The sequence below is a fragment of the Micromonospora citrea genome (assembly GCF_900090315.1).
Classification (GTDB): domain Bacteria; phylum Actinomycetota; class Actinomycetes; order Mycobacteriales; family Micromonosporaceae; genus Micromonospora; species Micromonospora citrea.
In genome coordinates this window covers 1,622,505-1,636,762 of the sequence record NZ_FMHZ01000002.1, presented here as the reverse complement: position 1 = coordinate 1,636,762, position 14,258 = coordinate 1,622,505, and the positions used below count along the sequence as shown (strand labels likewise).

Here is a 14,258-nt window from a genome sequence, read left to right as displayed (position 1 = left end):
TCAGCGCTTTCGACGACCAGGATGGTGTTCGTCCTTGAACTCATTGAAAAAAGGTAAGCAAATGCGGCAGTGGCTCGACGATGCAAGGGGCCGTGTCCGCATTGCTCGTATCCTGTCAGAAGGGGAGGACGGTCCTCCTCTGTCGGAACGTGAGGTGCTCGCTGAGGTCACGGACGTTGCGGCCCTGGAGAAGCTGTGGAAATTGACCACCTCGGGTGAGGTGACCAGGGACATCTGCAGGTGCCCCGGTGATGTGACGTTGGCGCTGTACGACACTGGCAATGATCTCGTCGGTTCCGCGTCCGTGCATCCAGGCGCTATTTCCTGGGAGCGGGAGCGGTTCGGCGTCGATCTTGTGACCGCGGATCCGGTCGATCTGGAACTCCTCTTCGCCGAGTTGGGTGTTCAGGGCGGATCGAGAAGCCTGTTGAGCGAGATGATCAGCGCGTTGGGGTTGGACGAGGGGGATGTCCAATTCAGGCCCGCCGGCGATGACGAGGCGTTGGCGCGGCATCGTGTACCGGTAGCCCTCCGCGACGAGTTGCGTGGGATGTCCGGAGACATGGCAGCCAAGGTCGATCAATCGTCCGTACCACGGATGGTCGCCAAGCTGACCCAATCGGAGCCCGACCCGGCGACCGTCGCGCGCCAGTTGCTGGCCTGGCTCGGCACCGCCACCTGGCCCGCCGAAGCCATCGCCGGTGACGGGGATCTGGCCCGTCGACTGCTGACGGAACTGGGCTCCTCAACGGTGGAGCGTGTGCTACCCGATCTCGCCGACCCCTCGGAGGTCATGGGGGGCGTGGTCTGGGCGACGCACCAGCCCGACGACACGTCCAGCGTGGTCGCACTCGGCCCGGCGATCAAGCGGATCCTGTCCCGCTAGGCTGCCGCCGTTTCGCGCGACCCAGTGCGGCGTGGGGGCAGCCCTCGCTCGTCCCTGAGGACGAGCGGGGGCTGCTCACGACCGCACGACCGGCATGTCCAGCGCCTCGTCCACGTCTCGGCGGGGGGTCGGCCAGCCTGGCTGGCCGTACCCGATGCGCATCACCATCTGCGGGGTGCCGAACCGTCCCAGCGACAGCCGCAACTGCTCGCGGGCGCTGGGCACCTCGATCGGCTGGGACAGCATCGACACCGCCAGCCCCGAGTCCGTGGCCGCCAGCAGCACCCGCTGCAACGCCTGCCCGGCGGCGACCTGGTCGACGGCGGTGTTGCCGGGCGAGCCGAGTACGGCGACCAGCGGCTCCGGCTCGAAGTCCCGTCCCGGCGCCCGGTTCAGCCCGCCGAAGCCCCGGGAGGGCAGCAGGTCCTGCGGTTCGCCCTGCGGGCCGCCGGAGGAGGCCGGCACGCCGTCGGGGGCGGGTGCCGAGCGCACCCATTCCTGTCGTTCGGCCACGTACGCCGGGTCGCGTTCGAGGACCCGGTGGGCGCTGCGGGCGATCTCGGCGAACGCGTTCACCGCGCTGACCCCGATCAGCAGTTCCAGCCAGCATCCCTCGGCGCGGGCGGCCTCGCCCAGCCGCCAGCGGGCGTCGGCGGGCACCGGGTCCGGCCAGAACGGCGCCCGGTTGCTGAACCGGCGGGGGATCGCCGCGTGCAGGGCCTGCTCGGCGGGGGTGGGGCGGCGCGGAACGTCCGGGACCAGCCGGGCCACCACGTCCGGCTCGGCCGGGTAGGGGCGCAGCCGCACCTTCGCCGGGGTGCCGGCGGCGGCCAGGGAGAGCCGCAGGTTGAACAGCGCCGCCCCGCAGGCGATGCGGACGCCCCAGCCGTTGGGGTCGGTGGCCGGCAGGCGCCGGGCCGGGTCGACCAGCACCTCGATGCCGCCGTCGCGCAGCCGGAACCGCCACGGCTGGGTGTTGTGCAGCGACGGCGCCCGTACGGCGTCGGTCGCGGCGGCCCTCAGCTGCTCGACGGTGAAGCCGGTGTCCATGGTTGTGCTCCTTCCGTGGCAGTTCGTGCCGCCCCCGTCCGGTACATCTCCACGGTGCGTCAGCGGGGCGGGGAGCGGGCAGGGCCGGACGTCCCGACCCGCCGGGCCCGACCGGCCCCGTGCCAGCTCAGGGACCTTCGGCCCGGCGAACGGCGCCCCGGCCCACCGGCCCGTCCCGGGGCACGGGCTCCGTCCCAGGTCACGCTCTACCGGCCCCCGGCGGGGAGGCGGTCGGCCCGGCCCGCCGGCGTCCCGACGACCGCCCCGGCGGCCGGGTTGTGGCGGTTCGGGACCTTCGGCCCGTGCGGAGTCCGGCGGGGAGGGGGTAGAAACTAGGGATGATCCGCGTGTTCCTGCTCGACGACCACGAGGTCGTCCGTCGTGGCCTGGCCGACCTGCTGCAGAGCAGCGGTGACATCGAGGTGGTCGGCGAGTCCGGCCTGGCCCAGGAGGCGGCGCGTCGCATCCCGGCCCTGCGGCCCGACGTGGCGATTCTCGACGCGCGGCTGCCCGACGGCAACGGCATCGACGTGTGCCGGGACGTGCGGGCCGTGGACTCGTCGATCAAGGGCCTGATCCTCACCTCCTACGAGGACGACGAGGCGCTCTTCGCGGCGATCATGGCGGGCGCGGCCGGCTACGTGCTCAAGCAGATCCGCGGCACCGACCTGGTCGACGCGGTGCGCCGGGTGGCGGCCGGCCAGTCGCTGCTCGACCCGGCGATCACCACCCGCGTGCTGGAGCGCATCCGCAGCGGCGTCGAGCAGCCCCGCGAGCTGAAGTCGCTCACCGAGCAGGAGCGGCGGATCCTGGAGTACGTGGCCGAGGGCCTCACCAACCGGGAGATCGCCGGCAAGATGTTCCTGGCCGAGAAGACGGTGAAGAACTACGTCTCCAGTGTGCTGGCCAAGCTCGGCCTGGAGCGTCGTACCCAGGCGGCGGTCCTCGCCACCCGCCTCCTCGGCAAGACCCACTGACCCACCGCACTCCACCTCCCCGCCGCCGCACCCGCTCCCTCCCGCGTCGACCTTGCAGTTCCTGCCCCCGAAATGAGGCACTTGCCCCGTATGCCGGGGCAGCAAGTGCAAGATCGCGGGCCGGAAGGGGCGGGGAGAGGGCGGGGAAGAGGGGCGAGGGATGCTCCTATGGATGTCAAGCGGCGAGTTGAAGATCATTTGTTGTGATGAGCTGGTAGAGCTCGCGGGCGATGTAGCGTTTGAGGCATCGGATGATCTCTTTCTTGGACAGGCCTTCCTTGGTGCGTCGTTCGGCGTAGGCGCGGGTGCGGGGGTCCCAGCGCAGGCGGCAGAGCACGACGCGGTAGAGGGCGGCGTTGGCCTGTCGGTCACCGCTGCGGTTGAGTCGGTGTCGGGTGGTCTTGCCGGAGGACGCGGGGATCGGGGCGGCGCCGCAGAGCATGGCGAACCCGGCTTCGGAGGTGAGCCGATCATGGTTCTCGCCGGCGGTGACCAGCAGTTGGCCGGCGACATCGGCGCCGACGCCGTTGACGGCGACCAGGCTGGGGTTGATGGCGGCCACCAGCGGTTCGAGCAGCTCGTCCAGGTCGGCGATCTCGGTGGACAGCTGCTGGTGGCGGCGGGCCAGGGAACGTAGGGCGATCTTGACAGCGGTGGCCGGGGTCGCGGCGTCGGTCCGATCGGGCCGCAGGTTTGCGCAGGTGGCGATCAGCCGCGTGACGGTCAGGCCGCGCAGCCGGGCACGCAGCTCGTCGGGAGCGGTGACGATCAAGGCCTTGATCTGGCGCTGGGCGTCGGCGCGCTGGTCGACCGCGCTGCGGCGGGCCACCCGTAGGTTACGCAGAGCTTCGACGCGGCCGTCGCGCTGCTTGGGGATGCCGGTCCGCTCGCCGGCCAGGGCGGCCTTAGCCGCTGCGATGGCGTCGATCGGGTCGGACTTGCCCTGGAAACGGCGGGTCTTACGGTGGGGTCGATCGACCTCGATCACCTCGACACCTTCGCCACGTAGCCGGCGGGCGAGTCCTACCCCGTAGGCGCCGGTTCCCTCGACCCCGACCCGCCACACCCGGCCGAACCCACGCATCCAGGCCAGCAGAGCGGCGTACCCAGCCCCTGTGGTGGGGAACTGCTGGGTACCCAGCACTCGCCCGACCAGGTCGATCACCGCCGCGGTGTGCGTGTCCTGATGCGTGTCGACTCCACCGGCGACCTCGATCTCGGCTTGGTCAGGTGTAATAGGAGGCATCGTCGTCCTGTCGCTCGTGACTGGGGCAGGGCGGCACGCACCAGCCGGGCAACGCGGACAAGACAGAGATGGGGCCTCTGGCCAGGCTCCTATGAAGTCACAACGCCACGTCCAGTGAGTGCACAAGCACCTCCCGACCGAGGCCGACAAATCCGGTTAAGGACCCGAAGTCAGTCAGTCGCTGGGTCAGACCTCGGCGGGAGGTGCTCATCAACATCATCTCTGTCAGTCGCGGAGGGGGACTTGCCAGCGCAGCTCGGTGCCGCGGGGGTCGGCGCGGCGCACCTCGAACTCGCCGCCGTGGCGCTCGGCGCGTTCGCGCAGGTTGACCAGCCCACCACGGGCGGCGGCCGGGTCGCAGCCCACCCCGTCGTCCGTGACGGTCAGCGTCACCTGGCCGGCGTCGACCCGCACCGCCACCGCCACCCGGTCGGCGTTGGCGTGCCGTACGGCGTTGGAGAGCGCCTCGCGCAGCACGGCGGTGAGGTCGGGACGGACCGGCTCGGGGACGGCGCTGTCGATCGGGCCGACCAGCTCCAGGCTGGGCCGGTAGCCCAGCGACTCGGCGGCCACCTCGATCGCCTCGCGGATCTCGGTGCGCAGCGCCGCGCTCATCGGGGTGCGCAGCTCGAAGATGGTACGGCGGATGTCCTTGATGGTGGCGTCGAGGTCGTCGACCGCCGCGTTGATCCGCTTGGCGAGATCCGGCCTCGTCGCCATCGGCGCGGTGCTCTGCAACTGCAATCCGGTGGCGAAGAGCCGTTGGATGACCACGTCGTGCAGGTCCCGGGCGATGCGCTCGCGGTCCTCCAGGACCACCAGCAGCTCCCGCTCCTCCTGCCCGCGAGCCCGCTCCATGGCCAGCGCGGCCTGGCCGGCGAAGCTGCCCAGCAGGGCCATGTCGTCGTCGCTGGCGGCGGGCGACCGGTCGGGACGGTGGGCGATCACCAGCACGCCGTGCAGGGTGTCGGCGGTGGCCAGCGGGGAGATCACCGCCGGCCCGGTGCTCAGCAGCGCGGGCCAGGGCGCCGCGTGGGCCAGGTCCGCCACCTGGTCGTGGCGGCCCTCGGCGACGGCGGCGGCGAAGCTCGTCTCGGCGGCGGGAAGCACCGTGCCGACCAGCGCCGCGGCCTGGTCGGCGGCGCCGTCCACCACCTCGACCGTGAACTCCTCGGCGTCCGGGTCGTAGAGCAGGACGAGGGCGATCTCCGCCTCGGCGACCTCGCGGGCGCGGCGCGCCACCAGCGCCAGCGCGTCGGTGCGGCGCACCTCGCCCAGGAGTACGCCGGTGATCTCGGCGGTCGCGGCCAGCCAGCTCTCCCGCCGGTGGGCCAGCGCGTAGAGCCGGGCGTTCTCGATGGCCACGCCGGCCGCGGCGGCGAGCGCGACCACGATCTCCTCGTCGTCCTCGGTGAACTCCGCGCCGCCCTGCTTCTCGGCCAGGTAGAGGTTGCCGAAGACGTGGTCGCGGATGCGCACGGGGACGCCGAGGAAGCTGTGCATCGGCGGGTGGTGCGGCGGGAACCCGTAGGACTTCGGGTGCTGGGTGATGTCGGGCATCCGCAGCGGGCGCGGATCGTCGATGAGCAGGCCGAGCACGCCCCGCCCGTGGGGCAGGTCGCCGATCTTCGCGTGCAGCTCGGCGTCGATGCCGTGGGTGATGAAGTCGTGCAGCATCCGGTCGTGGCCGATCACGCCGAGCGCGCCGTAGCGGGCGCCGACCAGCTCGCAGGCCGCCTCCACGATCCGCTGCAGGGTGCTGCGCAGATCGAGGTCGCTGCCGATGCCGACCACGGCGTCGAGCAGGGCGCGCAGCCGCTCCCGGCTGGTCACCACCTCGCCGACCCGGTCGAGCATCTCCTGGAGCAGCTCGTCGAGCCGCACCCGCGACAGCGGGCTCAACCCCAGCGAGGGGGTCGTGTGCGGTTCATGCCGGGGGTTCGGTGCGCTGGCGGCCACCGGACGATGTTATCGCCCGATGGCCTCGACCCGAGGGGCCGCCAAGCGCCCGGGCGCGCCGACCGCCGCCGGCCGCCCTCCCGGCCGGGCCCTGCCGTGACGCGCCTACCGTGCCGCGGCGCGGGGCTGCCCGGCTACGCGCCGGCCGTGCCGCGGCGCGGGCTGCCCGGCCACGCGCCGGGCTGCGCCGCTACGCGCCCGCGTCGCGTACCGCCGAGGTGTCCACCACCTGCGCCACCGCGAGCCGCGGGGTGTGCGGCGGCCCGGCGTGCGCCGGGTCCGCGATCCCCAGCCGCATGACGAGGTACGGGTAGCCGAGACCGGCCAGCAGCCCACGCAGCGTCTGCCGGGTGCCCGCCACCTCCACCACGCCGCTGAGCGGCACCACCGAGACCCCGAGCCGGGTGGCCGTCAGCCAGGCCGCCGAGAGCGCCTCGCCGGCGCGCAGCCAGCTGTCCGGCTCGTCCTCGTCGCCGTAGAGCAGCCCGTAGACGGCCGCCCGGTCGTGCCCCGGACCGACCGGCAGGGTGCCGGGGCGGCCGAAGTCGCGGCCGGGCACGGTGGTCTGCGGCGCCTCCTCGGGCAGCACCTCCGGCGGCAGGCCGGTGCCGGTGCCGGCGCGGCTGGTCCAGTACAGCAACTCCTCGCGCAGCTGCGGGTCCTCCGCCTCGACCGACGCGGCGTGGCTGGCCACGGCGGCCAACTCCATCACGTTGTCGCGGTCGAGGAACTGGAGCTGGCACCCCTCGGCGGTGACCGCCGAGGCGATCTGCCCGAGGGCGGCCGTGGGCACCGGCTCCTCGCTGACCGGGCGCCGGTCGGTGTGTCGCACCTGCATGCACTGCACCAGGCGCATGGCCTCCGGGTCGGCCTCCGCGCGGGCCAACCCGGTCAGCCGGGCCAGCAGGTCCGGCTCGTCGGGGTCGGGCATCCGCTCCACCACGGCCGTCCAGCCCTCCGCGGTCAGCGCCACCCGCGCGTGGTGCAGCGCAGCCCCGCAGCTGTACGCCACCAGCCGCCCCTCCGGGTCCGTCGCGGTCAGCCGGGCGTCGCGCACCACGCGCAGCTCCAACGCGTCCGGCAGCACCCGCCAGCGCCACGGTTGGCTGTTGTGCACCGACGGGGCGTGCCCGGCCGTCGCGGCGGCCTCCGCCAGGGCGGTGGTCAGCGGGCGGCCCGTAGCCGGCGTCTCGTGGCTCATCGTCACGACCTTTCCGTTTCTCCCCATCGTGCCCCAGCCCGACGTGCCCCGGGCCGGGTTGCCGCTCCATCCTGCGACATGCCCGACGACCACGCACGGTACGCAGGTCCCGGCGCGGCAGGGCACTTCGCCCCCGCCGGTTCGCCCGGATGGCCTCCCCGGGCCGGCGGACGCTGAGACGATCCGCAGGTGGGAACGCCGCCGCGGGAGTGCGTGCCGGAACAGCCGGTACGGCGGGAGCGCGCGCGCCCGCTGCTGTGGGCGCCGCTGGCCGGGGTGACGGCGCTGGTGCTGGCCGGGGCCGTGCTGTGGCTCGCCCGCCGGCGCGACGCGGCGGACCTGGTGTGGGCGTTCGCCACCGTGGCCGCCCTGGCGCCCGCCGCGTGGTCCGTGCTGCGGCAGCTCTGGCGCCGGCAGTTCGGGGTGGACGTGATCGCCGTGCTGGCCCTGGCCGGCGCGCTGGTCGTGCGGGAGTACCTGGCCGGGGCCGTGATCGCGCTGATGCTGGTCACCGGCCGGGCGCTGGAGGCGTACGCCCAGGGGCGGGCGACCCGCGACCTGCGCGCGCTGCTCGCCCGTGCCCCCCGCAACGCCCGGCGGCGCGGCCCGGACGGGAGCGTCGAGGAGGTGCCGCTGGACGCCGTGGCGGCGGGGGACCGGCTGCTGGTCGGCCCGGGCGACGTGGTGCCGGTCGACGGGCAGGTCGACGAGCCGGTGACGCTGGACGAGTCGGCGGTGACGGGCGAGTCCCGGCTGGTGCGGCGCGCCGCCGGCGAGCAGGTCGCCAGTGGTGTGGTCAACGCCGGGGCCGGTTTCGGGATGCGCGCCACGAAGGACGCGGCGGGGAGCACCTACGCCGGGATCGTCCGGCTGGCCGAGGAGGCGACCGCCCGCAAGGCGCCGATGGTCCGCCTCGCCGACCGGTACGCCGCCGCGTTCGTGCCGTTCACGCTGGTCCTGGCAGGGCTCGGCTGGCTCCTCTCCGGCGAGTTCGTCCGGGCGGTGGCCGTGCTGGTGGTCGCCACCCCGTGCCCGCTGCTGCTGGCCACCCCCATCGCCATCGTCTCCGGGCTGTCCCGGACCGCCCGGCGCGGGGTGCTGGTCCGTGACGGCGGCTCGCTGGAACTGCTCGGCCGGGCCCGCGTCCTGCTGGTGGACAAGACCGGCACGCTGACCGCGGGTCGTCCCCGCGCCGCCGAGGTCGAGGCCGCCCCCGGCGGGAACCGGGAGGACGTGCTGCGCCTCGCCGCCTCGGTCGAGCAGCTGTCCCCGCACGTGCTGGCCCGCGCCCTGGTGGCGCAGGCCCGCCACCGGGGGCTGTCGCTGAGCGAGCCGACCGAGGTGACCGAGGAGCCGGGGCGGGGCGTACGCGGGTTCGTCGACGGGCGGTTGGTCCGCGTCGGTCAGCTCGACGAGGACCTGCCCGAGTGGGCGCGGCGGGCCCGGTCCCGGGCCGATCTGGCGGGCCGGTCCGTGGTCTGGGTCAGCGGCGAGGCCGGCCCGCTCGGCGCGATAGTGCTGGAGGATCCGGTGCGCCCCGACGCCCGCCGCACCGTGCGCCGGCTCCGCGAGGTGGGGCTGCGCCGCATCGTGATGGTGACCGGGGACCGGCCCGACACCGCGGCCCAGGTCGCGCAGGCGGTCGGCGTGGACGACGTGCTGGCCCGGTGCTCGCCGCCGGAGAAGGTGGCCCGGGTACGCGAGGAGGCCGGCCGGGCGGTCACCGTCATGGTCGGCGACGGGGTGAACGACGCCCCGGCGCTGGCCGAGGCGCACGTCGGGGTGGCCATGGGCGCCACCGGGGCGACCGCCTCGGCCGACGTCGCCGACGCGGTGCTGACCGTCGACCGGCTGGACCGGCTCGCCGACGCGGTGGAGATCGCCCGGTACGCCCGCCGCATCGCGGTGCAGAGCGCCACCGTCGGGATGGGCCTCGCCGTGCTGGCGATGTTCGTCGCCGCCGTCGGGCGGCTGCCGCCGGTCGCCGGGGCGTTCCTCCAGGAGGGCATCGACGTGCTGGTGATCCTCAACGCGTTGCGCGCGCTCGGGGGCGGGCTGCGCCGCCGCGACGTGTCGTCGGACACCCGCGAGATCCTCGACCGGTACGCCGGCGAGCACGGCGGGATCCGCGACGTGCTGGCCGGGCTGCGGGACACCGCCGACCTGGTCGCCACCCGGCCCGACGCGCCGGAGTGCGTGCCGGCGCTGCGCGAGACGCACCGGCGGCTGACCGGTGAGGTGCTGCCCCACGAGGCCGCCGAGGAGCGGCACCTCTACCCGGCGCTGGCCGACCCGCTGGGCAGCGCCGAGGCGACCTCGACGATGAGCCGTGCCCATGTGGAGATCCGGCGGCTGGTGGACCGCGTCGGCGCGCACCTCGCCCAGGCCGGCGACGGCCCTCTGCGCCGGGACCAGCTCACCGACCTGCTCGCCGCCCTCTACGGCCTGGAGGCGGTGCTCCGGCTGCACCTGACGCAGGAGGAAGAGGAATACTTCTCGCTGAGCCCGGCCGCGCCGGCCGGCGGCGAGCGTTAGGAAGGGCACCCCGCACGTCGGGGATCCGACGCCGGGGTGCCCCCTCCGCTCACCGTTCCCGGACCACCGCGACCGGGCAGTGGGCGTGCTGGATGAGCTGCTGGCTGACCGAGCCGAGCAGCATCCCCGTCAGGCCGCCCCGGCCCCGGCTGCCGACCACGACCAGGGCCGCGTTGCGGCTGGCGTCGACCAGCAGCGACGCCGGGCTGCCCTGGGCCACCTCGACGGTGACCGCCACGTCGGGGAACGTCCGGCTCCAGCGGGCGATCGGCTCGTCCAGCTCGGCCCGGTCGGCCGCCGTGGCCTCCCGCGCCTCGGGCCCCGACGGCGGACGCTGGCCGGCGGGCGGGTGCCAGGCGCGCACCACGTGCAGCGGCACCCGCCGGGCCGCGGCCTGCTCGAAGGCGAAGCCGAGCGCCAGCAGCGAGCATTCGGAGCCGTCCACGCCGACCGCGACGTGACCGGCCCGCCCCCCGGCGGCGGCCTCGCCGCGGACCACCACGACCGGGCAGTGCGCGTGGGCGGTCACCGCGACCGCGGTGGAGCCGACGAGCAGTCCGCCGAAGCCGCCGTGCCCGCGGGTGCCCATCACCAGCAGGGCGGCCTGCGCCGAGCGCTCCTGGAGCACCAGCGCGGGCGGCCCGTCGAACACCTCGCCGGTGACGGTCAGCTCCGGGTGCGCGGCGGAGGCGTCGGCCGCCGCCTTGCTCACCAGCTCCTCGACCTGGCGGCGGGCCGTCTCGTCCGGCCAGATGCCCGGCGCGACGCCCGGCCCGACCCAGCTCGCCACGGTCAACCACTCGAAGACGTACGCCAGCCGGACCGGCCGGCCGCTGCGGCCGGCCTCCTCCAACGCCCACTCGAGGGCGACCGAGGCGTCCGCGGAGCCGTCGTAGCCGACCAGGATCTCGTTGTCGCCCATCGAAACCTCCTCGTTCGCGGCTGCGGGGCTCGCAGGCTCACTCCTCGCGCTCACTGGTCACCGCGCAGTCCGGGGTCCGTCTCGCGGACCCAACGCCACTCCGCGACCCGGGGGTCGTCCTCGCCGTGCTCGCGGGTGTGGTCCCGGCAGGACTGCCGCGCGTCGACCATCTCCTGCCGCAGGTGGGCGGCGCGGGCGGCCAGGCCCGGCACCCGGTCGATCACGTCGATGACCAGGTGGAAGCGGTCCAGGTCGTTGAGCATCACCATGTCGAACGGCGTGGTGGTGGTGCCCTCCTCCTTGTAGCCGCGCACGTGCAGGTTGTCGTGGTTGGTCCGTCGATAGGTGAGCCGGTGGATCAGCCACGGATAGCCGTGGTAGGCGAAGATGACCGGCTTGTCCCGCGTGAAGATGGTGTCGAACTCCTTGTCCGACAGGCCGTGCGGGTGCTCGGTCGGCGGCTGCAGGCGCATCAGGTCGACCACGTTGACGACCCGCACCTTCAGGCTCGGCAGGTGCTTGTGCAGCAGGTCCGCCGCGGCCAGCGTCTCCAGCGTCGGCACGTCGCCCGCGCAGGCGAGCACCACGTCGGGCTCGCTGCCCGCGTCCGTGCTGGCCCAGTCCCAGATGCCGATGCCGCGCCGGCAGTGCTGGATCGCCTCGTCCATCGACAGCCAGTTCGGCGCGGGCTGTTTGCCGGCCACCACCACGTTGATGTAGTGCCGGCTGCGCAGGCAGTGGTCCATGGTGGAGAGCAGGGTGTTCGCGTCCGGCGGCAGGTAGACGCGTACCACCTCGGCCTTCTTGTTCATCACGTGGTCGATGAAGCCCGGGTCCTGGTGGGAGAAGCCGTTGTGGTCCTGGCGCCAGACGTGGCTGGAGAGCAGGTAGTTCAGCGAGGCCACCGGCTTGCGCCACGGGATTCCCCGGGTCACCTTCAGCCACTTGGCGTGCTGGTTGACCATCGAGTCGACGATGTGGATGAACGCCTCGTAGCTGGTGAAGATGCCGTGTCGGCCGGTGAGCAGGTAGCCCTCCAGCCAGCCCTGGCAGAGGTGCTCGGAGAGGACCTCCATCACCCGCCCGTCGGGCGAGAGGTGCTCGTCGCCGGGGACCGTCCCGGCCACCCAGGCCCGGTCGGTGACCTCGAACGCCGCGCCGAGCCGGTTCGAGGCGACCTCGTCCGGGCCGAAGAGGCGGAACGTCTGCGGGTTGGCGGTGATCACGTCGCGTACCCACGGGCCGAGCGCGCCGGTCGCCCCGGCCACGGTCTCGCCGGGCTTCTGCACGTCGACGGCGTAGTCGCGGAAGTCCGGCAGCGCCAGGTCGCGCAGCACCAGCCCGCCGTTGGTGACCGGGTTGGCGCTCATCCGACGCTCGCCCTTGGGCGGCAGCTCCGCCAGCTCGGCGACCGGCGCGCCGGTGGCGTCGAAGAGCTCCTCCGGCCGGTAGCTGCGCAGCCAGCGCTCCAGCTCGGCCAGGTGCTCCGGGTTCTTGCGCACCTCGGACAGGGGCACCTGGTGGGCGCGGTAGGTGCCCTCCACCCGCTTGCCGTCGACGTCGCGGGGCCCCGTCCAGCCCTTCGGCGTACGCAGGACGATCATCGGCCAGCGGGGGCGCTCGACGGTGCCGCCGGAGCGGGCCCGCCGCTGGATGGCGGCGATCTCGTCCAACGCCCGGTCAAGCGTGGCGGCGAGCGTCTGGTGCACGGTGGCCGGGTCGTCGCCGGCCACCACGTACGGCTGGTAGCCGAAGCCGCGCATCATGGCGAGCAGGTCGTCGTCGGGAATCCGGTCCAGCACCGTGGGGTTGGCGATCTTGTAGCCGTTGAGGTGCAGGACGGGCAGCACCGCGCCGTCGCGGGCCGGGTTGAGGAACACGTTCGACAGCCAGCTCCCGGCGAGCGGGCCGGTCTCCGCCTCCCCGTCGCCGATGACGCAGGCCACCAGCAGGTCGGGGTTGTCGAACGCCGCGCCGTAGGCGTGGCTCAGCGCGTACCCCAGCTCGCCGCCCTCGTGGATCGAGCCCGGCACCTCCGCCGCCACGTGGCTCGGGATGCCGCCCGGGAAGGAGAACTGGCGGAACAGCCGGGCCATGCCGGCCTCGTCGCGGCCGATGTGGTGGTAGAGCTCGCTCCAGGTGCCCTCCAGCCAGGTGTTCGCGACGATCGCCGGGCCGCCGTGGCCGGGACCGGTGACGAACATGGCGTGCAGGTCGCGGGCGACGATCACCCGGTTGAGATGGGCGTAGAGCAGGTTCAGACCTGGGCTGGTGCCCCAGTGGCCGAGCAGTCGCGGTTTGACGTGCTCGGGTGCCAACGGCTCGCGCAGCAGCGGATTGTCGAGCAGGTAGATCTGCCCGACGGTCAGGTAGTTGGCCGCCCGCCAGTAGGCGTCAAGCCGGCGCAGCTCGTCTTCGGTCAGGGGGCTGTGCAGGTCGAGAGCGGTGTCCATACTGCATGAGCCTCTCGCGGGTAGGGGAATCCTGCATCCTCGGAGCGGGGATTCGTCCGGGCCGATCTCAGCTTCCCGCTCGACGCCGATGTCGATCAGGGCCGTTGGTCCTGCGCCGGCCGGGCGTTACGCCCCGTCCGCCGGCATCCCCGTCCGGCCGCGCACCACGATCACCGGCGCGGGGGAGTGGTAGAGCAGCGCCTGGCTCACCGCGCCGAGCATGCCCCGCCACGGCTCGTCGCCCCGGGCCGCGACGAGCGCCACCTGCGACGAGCGGGACTGCTCCACCAGTACGGTGCCGGGGTCGCCGCGGATCGTGTGGCACTCCGCCGCGACCGAGGGGAAGCGGTCCGCGCACCGCGCGACCAGCCCGACGAGCAGGTCGGGATCCTCGGTGGCCTCCTCCGGCTCGACGACCCGCACGGCGAGCAGCCGCGCCTCCCGCCGGGCCGCGCAATCGAACGCCCACTCCAGCGCGCCCCGGGAACTGTCGGAGCCGTCGACGCCGACCAGCACGGGGCCCTGGGGCGGCGGCTCCCGACGGGCCACCAGCACCGGGCACCCGGCCCGGGCGGCGAGCTGCACCGCCGCCGCGTCGGCCGGTACGCAGTCCGCGCAGGTCGCCATGCCGGCGTCGCCGATGGCGAGCAGGAAGGCCGACTCGGAACGGCGGACCAGGGTGGGCACGGGCGCGCCCTCGATGATCTCCGCGCTGACGGGCAGGGACGGCTCGACCTCGTTCGCGATCTCGGTGGCCCGGGAGATCAACTCCTCGGCCTCGGCGCGTGGACCGGCGATCGACGGCGCCTCCAGCGCCGCCGTCCAGTTGAAGGCGTGCAGCAGGCACAGCGGCCGGCCGTGTGCGGCGGCCTCCTGCGCGGCCAGCCGCACCACCGGCAGGTTGCGCTCCGAGCCGAGCCCGACCAGCACCGCCGCGTCGGTGGCTGCGGCCATCCGACATCACCTCCGCAGGCGTCGCGCCCGGCCCTCGTGTCGAGGCTAGTCCCGTGAGTGGGCTGGTGGGGCGGG

Annotated in this window: 10 protein-coding genes; 3 read left to right on the top strand and 7 right to left on the bottom strand. The window is 73.8% G+C overall.

Translation table 11 applies throughout. From position 1 onward, the window contains the following. The first annotated feature begins 61 nt into the window (after positions 1-61). Entirely contained in the window at positions 62-886 is an 825-nt protein-coding gene (locus GA0070606_RS07565) for a hypothetical protein (RefSeq protein WP_141721616.1), read from the top strand. 75 nt (positions 887-961) lie between these two features. Here the strand turns inward: GA0070606_RS07565 and GA0070606_RS07560 are convergent, their stop codons facing one another. Then, positions 962-1,936: an Acg family FMN-binding oxidoreductase gene (locus tag GA0070606_RS07560; RefSeq protein WP_091096282.1), complete on the bottom strand. Its 975-nt coding sequence runs from the start codon at positions 1,934-1,936 to the stop codon at positions 962-964. A 338-nt stretch (positions 1,937-2,274) separates the two neighbouring features. Here GA0070606_RS07560 and GA0070606_RS07555 point away from each other — a divergent pair, with 338 nt between their 5' ends. Next, complete coding sequence (locus GA0070606_RS07555) at positions 2,275-2,913, top strand: response regulator (RefSeq protein WP_091096280.1); 639 nt, start codon at positions 2,275-2,277, stop codon at positions 2,911-2,913. A gap of 175 nt (positions 2,914-3,088) precedes the next feature. Here the strand turns inward: GA0070606_RS07555 and GA0070606_RS07550 are convergent, their stop codons facing one another. The 3 genes from GA0070606_RS07550 to GA0070606_RS07540 form a co-directional block, all read right to left on the bottom strand. Further along, positions 3,089-4,159, bottom strand: coding sequence for an IS110 family RNA-guided transposase (locus GA0070606_RS07550; RefSeq protein ID WP_091096278.1), 1,071 nt, complete (start codon positions 4,157-4,159; stop codon positions 3,089-3,091). A gap of 225 nt (positions 4,160-4,384) precedes the next feature. Then, positions 4,385-6,061: a sensor histidine kinase gene (locus GA0070606_RS07545; RefSeq protein WP_091096276.1), complete on the bottom strand. Its 1,677-nt coding sequence runs from the start codon at positions 6,059-6,061 to the stop codon at positions 4,385-4,387. Positions 6,062-6,308: 247 nt separating this feature from the next. After that, positions 6,309-7,319: an Acg family FMN-binding oxidoreductase gene (locus tag GA0070606_RS07540; RefSeq protein ID WP_091107425.1), complete on the bottom strand. Its 1,011-nt coding sequence runs from the start codon at positions 7,317-7,319 to the stop codon at positions 6,309-6,311. Between the two features lie 189 nt (positions 7,320-7,508). On the opposite strand from GA0070606_RS07540, the gene GA0070606_RS07535 reads away from it, so the two are divergent. After that, a complete protein-coding gene (locus tag GA0070606_RS07535) occupies positions 7,509-9,854 on the top strand; it encodes a heavy metal translocating P-type ATPase (protein ID WP_091096274.1) in 2,346 nt (781 codons plus the stop codon). Between the two features lie 49 nt (positions 9,855-9,903). On the opposite strand, the gene GA0070606_RS07530 is transcribed toward GA0070606_RS07535, so the two are convergent. The 3 genes from GA0070606_RS07530 to GA0070606_RS07520 form a co-directional block, all read right to left on the bottom strand. Beyond that, positions 9,904-10,776, bottom strand: coding sequence for a universal stress protein (locus tag GA0070606_RS07530; protein ID WP_091096272.1), 873 nt, complete (start codon positions 10,774-10,776; stop codon positions 9,904-9,906). Between the two features lie 50 nt (positions 10,777-10,826). Beyond that, on the bottom strand, positions 10,827-13,229 hold the full coding sequence (locus tag GA0070606_RS07525; protein WP_091096270.1) for a phosphoketolase family protein: 2,403 nt from the start codon (positions 13,227-13,229) through the stop codon (positions 10,827-10,829). Positions 13,230-13,355: 126 nt separating this feature from the next. Next, positions 13,356-14,183, bottom strand: a complete 828-nt coding sequence (locus GA0070606_RS07520; RefSeq protein ID WP_091096268.1) for a universal stress protein — start codon at positions 14,181-14,183, stop codon at positions 13,356-13,358. Between the last annotated feature and the right edge of the window lie 75 nt (positions 14,184-14,258).

Coding starts and splice junctions, on each gene's coding strand:
- GA0070606_RS07530 (WP_091096272.1), bottom strand. CDS start 10,776: ATGGGCGACAACGAGATCCTGGTCGGCTACGACGGCTCCGCGGACGCC.
- GA0070606_RS07560 (WP_091096282.1), bottom strand. CDS start 1,936: ATGGACACCGGCTTCACCGTCGAGCAGCTGAGGGCCGCCGCGACCGAC.
- GA0070606_RS07550 (WP_091096278.1), bottom strand. CDS start 4,159: ATGCCTCCTATTACACCTGACCAAGCCGAGATCGAGGTCGCCGGTGGA.
- GA0070606_RS07540 (WP_091107425.1), bottom strand. CDS start 7,319: ATGAGCCACGAGACGCCGGCTACGGGCCGCCCGCTGACCACCGCCCTG.
- GA0070606_RS07555 (WP_091096280.1), top strand. CDS start 2,275: ATGATCCGCGTGTTCCTGCTCGACGACCACGAGGTCGTCCGTCGTGGC.
- GA0070606_RS07520 (WP_091096268.1), bottom strand. CDS start 14,183: ATGGCCGCAGCCACCGACGCGGCGGTGCTGGTCGGGCTCGGCTCGGAG.
- GA0070606_RS07565 (WP_141721616.1), top strand. CDS start 62: ATGCGGCAGTGGCTCGACGATGCAAGGGGCCGTGTCCGCATTGCTCGT.
- GA0070606_RS07525 (WP_091096270.1), bottom strand. CDS start 13,229: ATGGACACCGCTCTCGACCTGCACAGCCCCCTGACCGAAGACGAGCTG.